This is a genomic window from Cellulomonas sp. B6, assembly GCF_001462455.1.
In the GTDB taxonomy this organism is placed as follows: Bacteria; Actinomycetota; Actinomycetes; order Actinomycetales; family Cellulomonadaceae; genus Cellulomonas.
Window position 1 is genome coordinate 1 of sequence record NZ_LNTD01000155.1, and the last position, 9,411, is coordinate 9,411.

At 74.9% G+C, this 9,411-nt stretch carries 8 protein-coding genes; 5 read left to right on the top strand and 3 right to left on the bottom strand.

Annotated elements, in window-relative coordinates; all coding sequences use genetic code 11:
• Positions 1 to 271: 271 nt before the first annotated feature.
• Positions 272 to 1,723: an NYN domain-containing protein gene (locus tag ATM99_RS19740; RefSeq protein ID WP_223305097.1), complete on the top strand. Its 1,452-nt coding sequence runs from the start codon at positions 272 to 274 to the stop codon at positions 1,721 to 1,723.
• A gap of 72 nt (positions 1,724 to 1,795) precedes the next feature.
• Here ATM99_RS19740 and ATM99_RS13960 read toward each other — a convergent pair whose 3' ends face one another.
• Positions 1,796 to 2,536, bottom strand: a complete 741-nt coding sequence (locus tag ATM99_RS13960) for an alpha/beta fold hydrolase (protein ID WP_062103484.1) — start codon at positions 2,534 to 2,536, stop codon at positions 1,796 to 1,798.
• A gap of 64 nt (positions 2,537 to 2,600) precedes the next feature.
• On the opposite strand from ATM99_RS13960, the gene ATM99_RS13965 reads away from it, so the two are divergent.
• A complete protein-coding gene (locus ATM99_RS13965; protein WP_082659767.1) occupies positions 2,601 to 3,689 on the top strand; it encodes an LLM class flavin-dependent oxidoreductase in 1,089 nt (362 codons plus the stop codon).
• A 93-nt stretch (positions 3,690 to 3,782) separates the two neighbouring features.
• Here the strand turns inward: ATM99_RS13965 and rlmC are convergent, their stop codons facing one another.
• Positions 3,783 to 4,907, bottom strand: coding sequence for a 23S rRNA (uracil(747)-C(5))-methyltransferase RlmC (rlmC, locus tag ATM99_RS13970; RefSeq protein WP_062103485.1), 1,125 nt, complete (start codon positions 4,905 to 4,907; stop codon positions 3,783 to 3,785).
• A 50-nt stretch (positions 4,908 to 4,957) separates the two neighbouring features.
• Positions 4,958 to 5,977, bottom strand: a complete 1,020-nt coding sequence (locus tag ATM99_RS13975; RefSeq protein WP_062103486.1) for a LacI family DNA-binding transcriptional regulator — start codon at positions 5,975 to 5,977, stop codon at positions 4,958 to 4,960.
• Positions 5,978 to 6,279: 302 nt separating this feature from the next.
• On the opposite strand from ATM99_RS13975, the gene ATM99_RS13980 reads away from it, so the two are divergent.
• The 3 genes from ATM99_RS13980 (at position 6,280) to ATM99_RS13990 (ending at position 9,403) form a co-directional block, all read left to right on the top strand.
• Positions 6,280 to 7,575: a sugar ABC transporter substrate-binding protein gene (locus tag ATM99_RS13980; RefSeq protein WP_062103487.1), complete on the top strand. Its 1,296-nt coding sequence runs from the start codon at positions 6,280 to 6,282 to the stop codon at positions 7,573 to 7,575.
• 71 nt (positions 7,576 to 7,646) lie between these two features.
• Positions 7,647 to 8,588 (top strand): carbohydrate ABC transporter permease, encoded by a 942-nt coding sequence (locus tag ATM99_RS13985; protein ID WP_062103488.1) that lies wholly within the window; start codon positions 7,647 to 7,649, stop codon positions 8,586 to 8,588.
• Complete coding sequence (locus ATM99_RS13990; protein ID WP_062103489.1) at positions 8,585 to 9,403, top strand: carbohydrate ABC transporter permease; 819 nt, start codon at positions 8,585 to 8,587, stop codon at positions 9,401 to 9,403. Before ATM99_RS13985 ends, ATM99_RS13990 begins: the two co-directional genes overlap by 4 nt.
• Positions 9,404 to 9,411: the final 8 nt, after the last annotated feature.

The following is a 9,411-nucleotide window of genomic DNA, read 5'->3' on the forward strand; positions in this document are numbered from 1 at the left end:
TCGGCGTCGCGGTCGGTGTGGGTGTCGGGGTCGCCGCGTCGGTCGCGTCACCCGGGCCGTCGGGCGCGACGCCGGGCGCCGGGTCGCCGGGCGCGTCGGGCACGACCGCTCCCGTCTGCAGCACGACGACCGCGCTCACGGGCGGTCCCCGGCCCCGGCGGGCGTCGCACGCCCGCCCGCACCGGTCACGGGGGCGTGCGGGGACCGGGACGAGCGCATCCCCCGAGGCTACCGACGCGCGCCGGGTGCCGCTCACGGCAGGATGGGACCCGTGACCACCACCCACGAGCCCGCCCGGCGGCTGCGCTCGGCGCTCTTCCTCGACTTCGACAACGTCTACATCGGCCTGCAGCGCCTCGACCCGCGCGCGGCCGAGGCGTTCGCCACCGACCCCGGCCACTGGCTCTCGGAGCTCGGGCAGGGATCGGACGTCGACGGGGACCTGACGCGCCGGTTCCTGGTGCGCGCCTGCTACCTCAACCCCTCGGTGTACTCGCGGTTCCGGCCCAACTTCACACGCGCGGGGTTCCGCGTGGTCGACTGCCCGTCGCTCACGCAGCAGGGCAAGTCGAGCGCCGACATCAATCTCGTGCTCGACGCGGTCGACGCGCTCGCGGCGCCCACGCGCTACGACGAGTTCGTCATCGTGTCGGCCGACGCGGACTTCACGCCCCTCGCGCAGCGCTGCCGCGCCGACGACCGTCGCGTCACGATCATCACGGCGTCGCCCGCCGCGTCGGCGTACCGCGCGGTGGCCGACACCGTGATCGGCGCGGACGCGCTCGCCGACCTCGTGACGCAGACGGCGTCGCCGCTGGACGCCGAGCCGGTCGCCGCCCCCGAGGCGGCCGCACCCGAGGCGGCGCCCGCGGACGCGACGTCCGGCGCCGCGGCTCCCGAGGCGACGCGCGCGTCGGGCGGCCGGTCGGCGTCGCGTCCCGCGGGGGCCCCGACGACCTCGGGCGGGGCGGCGACGGCCGAGCCCGCACCCGAGGGGGCGTCGGGAGCCGGTTCCGAGCAGCGTCCCGACACGGCCGGGTCGCGCACCACGGCCCGCGCGCGCGCCGCCGAGCGCGTCGTCGACGAGGGCGAGGCTCGCGCGCGCCGCGCCGTGCGACGCGCCGTCCGGACGGCCGACGCCCCTCTCCCCCTGGGCGCCGCGGCGCAGGTCGCGCTCGACGCGCACCCCGGGCTGTCGGCCTCGCAGTGGGCGGGTGCCGGCGGGTTCACGTCGTGGCTCACGCGTGCGCTGCCCGACCTCGACGTCTCGACGCGCCCGCCCGGCCACGTGTGGGACCCGCAGCGGTTCGGCGAGGCCGACCTGCCGGGTGCCGTCGCCGACACCGACCCCAGCGCGCTGCAGCGCCAGGTGATCTCGGTGACCGACACGCCCGGGCTGAGCCAGGCGCAGTACCGCGTGCTGCTCGAGACGCTCGCCGCCGACGTGCGGGCCCACCGCTTCGAGCGCGTCGCGACGTCGCGCCGCGTGCACGAGGCGTGCCAGCAGTCGGGCACCAAGGTGGGGCGCTCGACCGTGAACTTCGTCATCTCGGGCGTGCTGTACACGGGGCTGTCGCTCGCGGACGGCCCGTCGGCCGAGCAGGTCGCCGGGGCGTGGGCCGACAACGTGATCGGCCTGTGCCGCGGCGCGCGCATGGAGCTGACCAACGGTGACGCGGCCGCGATCCGGACGTGGGTCGGCGGCGGGCTCGTCACCGCCTGATCCCCGGGTCACGTCGCTGCCGTCCCGACTCCCGCACCCCCGGTGCACGGGAGTCGGGACGTCGGACGGGTGTCAGCGCGCGGGGGTCCGCGCGAGGAACTCGGTCACGAGCGCCGTGAGGCGGTCCGGCACGCACAGCGGGAGCAGGTGTCCCGCGCGCGGCACGACGACCAGGCGTGCGTCGGGCAGCGCGTCCACCAGCAGCCGCGTGTGCTCGGGCCGCACGACGTCGCGCTCGCCGACCACCACGAGCGTCGGCGACGCGACGGCGGCGAGGTCGGCCGGGTCGATGCTCGGGTCGTGCACCATCAGGGAGAACCGCTCGACCGTGCCCCGCAGCACCGGCACGAGGCCCGCCGCGGCGGTGAGCACGGCGTGCGCGAGCCGCACCTCCGCGAGCGCCCGCGCGGTCAGACCGGCCGGGAACAGGTTGGCGCCGACGACGACGAGCCGGTCGACCCGGTCGGGGTGACGCGACGCGAGCTCGAGCGCGACGTTCCCGCCGTCGGAGAACCCGAGCACGTCGGGCCGCGCGAGCCCCAGGTGGTCGAGCACGGCCACGACGTCGTCGGCCATCGCCGCGATGCGCAGCGGGCCCTCCCCGCGGGGGCTGCGGCCGTGCGCGCGGGAGTCGACGCCGACGAGCATGCGGTCCGCACCGAGGGTCGGCACCATGCGGTCGAACACGTGGTGGTCCTCGCCGTTGCCGTGCAGCAGCACGAGCGGCCGGCCCGCACCCCGGGTGACGACCCACAGCGGCCCCACCCGGCCGCCGGGGGCAGGGAGGCGCTGCACGGGCCCGGCGACGTCCATGCCGCCGACACTAGGACGGCCGACCGGGAGCCGCGCGGGCACCGGCGGTGCCTCACCTGTGCGGATGCGCACACGCGCACCACGGAATGCCCCCGGGCGCGCGCCGGTTGCCCCTGACGTGACCGCGATCTCCGTGCTCGACCTCGTGCCCGTCCGCTCCGACCAGACGACCGCCGACGCGGTCGCCGCGACGCTCGCGCTCGCGCGGGTCGCCGACGAGGTGGGCGCACGCCGGTACTGGGTCGCCGAGCACCACAACATGCCGGCGGTCGCCGCGACCAACGCGCCGCTGCTGATGTCGCTGATCGCCGCCGCGACGTCGCACGTGCGGGTCGGGTCGGGCGGCGTCATGCTGCCCAACCACTCGCCGCTCGTCGTCGCGGAGCAGGTCGCCCTCCTCGAGGCCGCGTACCCGGGCCGCGTCGACGTCGGGATCGGTCGCGCGCCCGGCTCCGACCCGGTGACGAGCCACCTGCTGCGGCGCGGCGCGAGCGGCGACGGCGTCGACACGTTCGACGACGACGTCGCGGCCCTGGCGGCGCTCGTGCGCCCCGAGGGCGTGGAGGTCCGCGTCGGCTCGACGGCGTACCCGCTGCGGGCGACGCCGCGCGCGACGTCGGCGCCGCAGCTGTGGCTGCTGGGGTCCTCGACGTACTCGGCCCAGCTCGCGGGCCGCCTGGGCCTGCCGTACGTGTTCGCGCACCACTTCGCCGGGCGCGGCACGTCCGAGGCCGTCGCGCTGTACCGCAGCACGTTCCAGCCGTCCGAGGAGCTGCCCGAGCCGCGCACGATCGCGGTCGCGAACGTCGCGGTCGCCCCGACGGCCGACGAGGCGCGACGCCTGGTCCTGCCGCAGGTCCGCACGATGTGGCGGCTGCGCAGCGGCCAACAGCTCGAGGCGCAGGAGCTGGTCGAGGACGCCGAGTCCGCTCCCCTGCCCGCGACGGCGGACGAGGCGCTCGCCGCGCTGACGGCGTCGTGGGTGGTGGGCGACCCCGCGTCGGCGGCGGCCGAGCTGCGGGACCTGGCCGGTCGCATCGGCGCCGACGAGGTCATGGTCGCGCCGGTCGCCGGTGCGGTCCGCGGCACGCCGGCCGACGCGTCGCCCGCGCGCGAGCAGACGCTGCGCCTGCTGGCCGACGCGCTCGCCTGACGCGCTCGCCTGACGCGGCGGCGGCGCACGCTGCGCCGCAGGCCGTCGGCGCAGCGGGTCAGCGGTGCAGCGGGTCAACGACGCAGCGGCGGGTCAGCGACGCTCGAGCAGCGTGAGGACCTCGTGGTGCCCGGTGTGCGGGAACATGTCGAGGACCTGCGCGCGCACGAGCCGCAGCGACGGCATGTGCGCGAGGTCGCGCGCGAGCGAGCCGGAGTGGCACGACGAGTACAGGACGCGCGGCACGCCGCTGCCCTCGAGCCAGCGGCTGAGCGGCTCGCCGAGCCCGCGCCGCGGGGGGTTGACCACGACGAGGTCGGGCACCTCCTGCGCGGCGAGCGCGAACGCGGTCGCGTCGCCCGCGAGGAACCGGGTGCCGGGCAGCCCCGCGTCGTGCGCGGTCTGCTCGGCGCTCGCGACGGCCTCGGCGCTCGTCTCGACGCCGACGACCGTGCGGCCGGGGCGGGCGAGGTGCAGCGCGAAGCCGCCGACGCCGCAGTACAGGTCCCACGCCGAGGCGACCTCGGCCTCGTCGGCCCACGCGACGGCCTGCCGGTAGAGCGCCGCGGCGACGTCGGTGTTGGTCTGGAAGAACGACCGGGGGCGCAGGTGCAGGTCGAGCCCGTTGACGCGCATGCGCAGCGTGCCGCGCTCGGTCAGCAGGATCTCGCGGTCGCCCTCGAGCACCGCGGCGTGCGCGGGCTGCACGTTGACCGACGCGACGACGAGCGACGGCAACGCCGCCTGCAACGACGGCAGGTGCTTGCGGATGCGGGCGAGAGCCTCGGTGCTGCGCAGCACGAACCGGACCAGGAGCTCGCCGTCGGGCGAGCCCGTGACGAGCACGTGCTTGAGCTCGCCGCGGCGGCCGGGCACGTCGTACGGCTCCAGCCCCGCGCGCGTGACGAACGCCGCGAGCGGTGCGAACGCGGCGCTGACGGCCGGCGGGTACAGCGGGCAGCCCTGCAGGTCGACGCCGTGCCCGTGGGGGTCGAGGATCCCGAGCGTGGGGGCGTCGACCGTGCCGGCGACGACCATCTTGGCCTTGTTGCGGAACCCCGCCTCCGCGCTCGTGACGGTGGGCAGCCAGGTCACGTCCGCCGGGTCGCCCAGCACGGTGCGCACGTGCCGCTGCTGCGCGTCGACCTGCTCGGGGTACGGCTGCGCGAGGAGCGTGCACGAGCGGCACACGCCCGCGTCGAAGTACCCGCAGCGCACGTCCTCAGCCTACGGGGCGTCGGGCGCGACCTCGCAGGGGCGGGCCCCTGTCAGTCGCCGGCCGTCGACGCGCGCACCATGACGCGCGGCTCGATCGTCTCGACCCCCGCGTCCTGCTGGCCGGCGACGAGCGCCGACAGCCGGGTCGCGGCACGCCGGCCCATGGTCTCGAAGTTCATGTCCACGCTGGTCAGCTCGGGACGGGAGCCGGCGATCATGGGCTGCCAGTTGTCGAACCCGATCACGGCGACGTCGGCCGGCACGCGCACGCCGCGCTCGCGCAGCGCGTCGAGCACGCCGCGCGCGATCTGGTCGCTGCCGCACACGACGGCGTCGACCGCGGGGTCGGCGTCGAGCACGGCGGTGACTCCCGCCCGGCCCCACGCCTCGGTCCAGGAGCCGTAGCGCACCGGGCCGACCGGCTCCACGCCCGCGTCCGCGAGCGCCTGCGCGACCCCCGTGGCGCGGTCCTGCGCGGCCGCGTACGTCGCGTCGCCCGAGACGTGCGCGATGCGCCGACGGCCGAGCGCCAGGAGGTGCTCGGCCGCGAGCCGACCGGCCGTGACGTTGTCGGGCACGACCGACGCGTCGCGCGGGTCGGCCGACGGCGCGTACGCGTAGACCGCGGGGACCGGGACGTCGGTGCCGAGCGAGGGCCGCGGGTCGGTGGTCGAGCCCACGACGATGAGGCCGTCGACACGGCGGCCGAGCAGCGCGCGCAGGTGGTGCTGCTCGCGGATCGCGTCGCCGCGCGCGTCGCACAGGAAGACGGACGTGCTGCCGGCGCCGAACGCGTCCTCGGCGCCCATGAGGATCGGCAGGCTGAAGCGGCCCTCGAGGTCGTGCGTGAGCAGTCCGACGGTGCCGGTCTGACCGGCGGTGATGGCGCGCGCGAGCGAGTTCGGCGTGAAGGACAGCCGGTCGGCGATCTCCTGCACGCGGCGGCGCGTGTCGGGGTGGACCTCGGCCTTGCCGTTGAGCGCCTTGGAGGCGGTGGCCACCGAGACGCCGGCGAGCTGCGCGACGTCGCGCAGCGTGACGGGCCGCGGCCTGCCCTCCGTGGTCGTCATGGTCGTCCTCCGTCCGTCCCTGCCCGCGACCGGTCGGACCGGCGCGCTGCGGACCACATCATGCCCGAAAACGTCATCCCGCACACCTAGTTGACCGACGCGTCATCCCAGTGTTAGCGTCCCGAAACGGGTTTCGGTCGCTTTCGGCCGACGGTGATCTCACCGGTCCGCCGCAGCGACGCGGCGTCGGGCACCCGGCAGGTCATCACGCATCGACGAGGAGCGGAGCGGGCACCCACCCGCACCGGCCGGGCACCCCGCCCACGCCACCGACCTCGTCCTGACACACGGGAGCCCGGTTGATGGACATCAACGGCAACGACGCACGGCCCACCCCTCGCCGCCGCAGGTGGCTGGCGCTCACGTCCCTCGCCGCGGCGAGCGGCCTGCTGCTCGCGGCCTGCTCGGGCGGCACGTCCGCCGGAGGCGGCGACGCGACCGGCGGATCGTCCGGCGGCGACACCGTCACGGTCTGGCACTACTTCTCGGACGAGAACCAGGTCCGCCTCATGGACGAGCTCGCCGACAAGTTCGAGGCCGAGCACGACGGCGCGACCGTCGAGAACGTCTTCGTCCCCTACGACCAGCTCAACTCCAAGCTGGTCTCCGCCGCGGGTGCCAAGACCGGCCCCGACGTCGTCGTGTTCAACGGCGCCGAGGCCTCGACCCTCGCGCTCGGTGGCGCGCTCGCGCCCCTCGACGACTACTGGGCCGGCTTCGCCGACGCCGACAAGGTCTCCGAGTCGGTGATCCACAAGGTCGACGGCACGACCTACGCGGTGCAGGGCTACGTCAACCTGCTCGGCCTCTGGTACAACGCCGACATCCTCGCCGAGATCGGCGTCGAGCCGCCCACCACGATGGACGAGCTCGAGGCCGCGATGGCCAAGGCCAAGGACGCCGGCTACGCGGGCATCACGCTGTCCGCGCTGCCGCAGTCGCAGGGCGAGTGGCAGGCCTACCCCTGGATCACGTCCGAGGGCTTCAGCTACGACGACCCGCAGGCCGACGCGCTCGCCGCGGGCCTGGCCCGCGTGCGCGGCTGGGTCGAGAACGGCTGGCTGTCGCAGGAGTCCGTGACCTGGGACCAGACCGTGCCGTTCCAGCAGTTCGCCGCCGGGAAGACCGCGTTCGCGGCGAACGGCAACTGGCAGATGGGCACCGCGAAGTCCGACGCGAAGTTCGAGTACGGCGTCGTCCCGCTGCCGCTGTCCAGCACCGGCGGGGTCTACCTCGGCGGCGAGGGCGAGGGCATCGGCGCGTTCAGCAAGAACCCCGACCTCGCGTGGGAGTACCTCACGGCCACCTACCTCGACGCGAAGGGGCAGCTGCTGCCGGCCGAGATCGTCGGCTCGCTGCCCTCGCGCACCGACGCCGCCGCGGACGACGCCGTGACCGGCAACGCGCTGCTCAAGCCGTTCGCGCAGACCATCACGCAGTTCGGGGCGAACTACCCGGCCTCGGTGATCCCGGCGCAGTCCGTGGCCGACGTCCAGCTCACGCTCGGTCAGGCGTGGAGCGCCGCGGTCGGCGGTCAGAAGTCGCCGCAGCAGGCCGCCGACGACGCGATCGCCGCGCTCGGCCCGCTGCTCGACTGAGCCGCAGCCCCACCGACCACCCCGTCCGCCCGCGTCCGGCCGTCCGGCGCGACACCCCCTCGGAGGTCCTCATGACCACCTCGCTCGCGCCGGCGGCCGGGCGGGCCGACACCCGCCCGGCCCCCGGGCCGCGTCGGCGCCCGCCGCGTCAGACCCGGATGCTGTTCCTGCTCCCGGCCGCCGTGTTCCTCGGCCTGCTGAGCATCTACCCGCTCGTCACCCTGCTGCGGATGGCGGTCTCGAAGGTCACGGCCGCCACCCTCAACGCCGACTGGGCCTTCACGGGCCTGGAGAACCTGCGCACCGGGTTCGAGTCCGGCGACACGAGCGCGGCCCTCTCGCGCACCGCGGTGTTCGTGGTCGTCGTCACCGTGCTCGGCATGGGGCTCGGCCTGGGCGGCGCGATCGCGCTGCGCACGTCGGGCTGGTGGTCGGGTGCGCTGCTCGCGCTCATGGTGTTCGTGTGGGCGCTGCCGCCGGTCGTCAACGGGTCGGTGTGGAAGTTCCTGCTCGCCGACTCGGGCCTGGTCAACACGGTCCTGCTCGCCACGGGGCTGCGGGACACCCCCGTGCCGTTCCTGTACGACCAGTACTGGGCGCTGGCGGCCGTCGCGTTCGTCAACTCGTTCGCGGTCATCCCGTTCAACGCGCTGGTCTACCGCGCGGCGCTGCTGACGATCGAGCCCGAGGTCTTCGAGGCCGCGCAGCTCGACGGCGCGACCAAGTCCCAGCAGGTCCGCCACATCATGGTCCCGTCGGTGCGGCCGACGACCCTCGTGCTGCTGATCCTCACGCTCGTCTACGGGTTCCGCAGCTTCGACTTCATCTACGTCATGACCTACGGCGGCCCCGGCACCGCCACCAACACCCTGCCGTTCCTGGGCTACCTGCAGGCGTTCGTCCGCTACGACTACGGCCTCGGCGCCGCGACCTCGGTCGTCGCCGTGCTCGGCGTGCTCGTGCTCGCCGTCCTGTACGCCCGCAGCATCCGCAAGGAAGAGGCGCACGGATGAACGAGATCAAGGCCGGCCCGGTCGCCGTGGCCACCAAGCTGCTGCTCACGCTCATGTACGGCGTGCCGATCCTGTGGATCCTCATCACGTCGTTCAAGAGCTCGGGCGACGTGTTCGACCGCGCGTCGACGTTCGTGTTCTCCCCCACGCTCGACGCCTACCGCGAGGCGATCACGCCGACGCTGTGGCGCGCGATGGGGCAGTCCGCGACCATCGCGATCGGCGCGACCGCGCTCGTCCTGGCCATCGCCGTGCCGGCCGCCTACGGCCTGGCCCGCACGACCGGCTGGCTGCCGACCGTCGGGCTCGGGATGCTGATCGTGCTGCAGATGATGCCGCAGACCGCGACCGTCATCCCGCTGTTCCAGATCTTCAGCAGCTGGCGGCTGCTCGACACGACGGCCGCGGTGATCCTGGCCGACGCGGCCCTGCTGATCCCGTTCGCGACGCTGCTGCTGCGCCCGTTCTTCCGGGCCGTGCCGCCGCAGCTCGAGGAGGCGTCGTCGATCGACGGCGCCGGGATCCTGCGGACGTTCTGGCAGGTCGTGCTGCCCGTCGCGCGCAACGGCGTCTTCACCGTCGGGACGCTGATCTTCCTGCTCGCGTGGGGCGAGTTCCTCTACGCCGTGAACTTCTACCTCACGCCCGGCAGCTACCCGCTCAGCGCGCTGCTCGCGCAGCAGGTCTCGGCGTTCGGCATCAACTGGCCCGGCCTCATGGCGCTGGCCGTGCTGACGTCCGTCCCGATCCTCGTCGTCTTCAGCCTCACCTACCGCCAGCTCAAGGACGGCCTGACGGTCGGCGCGGTCAAGTAGCCCGCGCC

Bases quoted from the DNA above. Each gene is read 5' to 3' on its own strand.
- ATM99_RS13960 (WP_062103484.1), bottom strand. From the start codon at position 2,536: ATGGACGTCGCCGGGCCCGTGCAGCGCCTCCCTGCCCCCGGCGGCCGG.
- ATM99_RS13965 (WP_082659767.1), top strand. From the start codon at position 2,601: ATGCGCACACGCGCACCACGGAATGCCCCCGGGCGCGCGCCGGTTGCC.
- ATM99_RS13975 (WP_062103486.1), bottom strand. From the start codon at position 5,977: ATGACGACCACGGAGGGCAGGCCGCGGCCCGTCACGCTGCGCGACGTC.
- ATM99_RS13980 (WP_062103487.1), top strand. From the start codon at position 6,280: ATGGACATCAACGGCAACGACGCACGGCCCACCCCTCGCCGCCGCAGG.
- ATM99_RS13985 (WP_062103488.1), top strand. From the start codon at position 7,647: ATGACCACCTCGCTCGCGCCGGCGGCCGGGCGGGCCGACACCCGCCCG.
- ATM99_RS13990 (WP_062103489.1), top strand. From the start codon at position 8,585: ATGAACGAGATCAAGGCCGGCCCGGTCGCCGTGGCCACCAAGCTGCTG.